1 protein-coding gene is annotated in these 263 nt (G+C 72.2%); it reads right to left on the bottom strand.

Annotated elements, in window-relative coordinates; all coding sequences use genetic code 11:
- Positions 1-263: flotillin family protein (locus IF00_RS0140580; RefSeq protein WP_030327180.1), on the bottom strand; the 263-nt coding region annotated here is incomplete at both ends.

Genomic DNA, 263 nt, shown 5'->3' with positions numbered 1-263 from the left:
CGGGCGGCCTCGGGGCGGCCGAGGTCCTCCAGGTACGAGCCCTCGGTGGTGATGTCCTGGATCTGGAAGGCGTCGAGGACCAGGCCCTGGCCGGACAGGCTGGCCTCCGCCTCCTCGGCGACCTGACCGGCGAACGCGGCCCGGTCCCGGATGATGTCCTCGACCGACATCCGGCCCACGATGGAACGCAGGGCGCCCGACAGCACCTCCTGGGTGAAGCCGACGATGCCGTCCTGCTGCATCAGGAACCGCTGCGCGGCCGC

Source organism: Streptomyces flavochromogenes, from assembly GCF_000717595.1.
GTDB lineage: Bacteria > Actinomycetota > Actinomycetes > Streptomycetales > Streptomycetaceae > Streptomyces > Streptomyces flavochromogenes.
The sequence above is the reverse complement of the archived record's forward strand: the minus strand, read 5'-3'. Positions and strand labels throughout refer to the sequence as shown.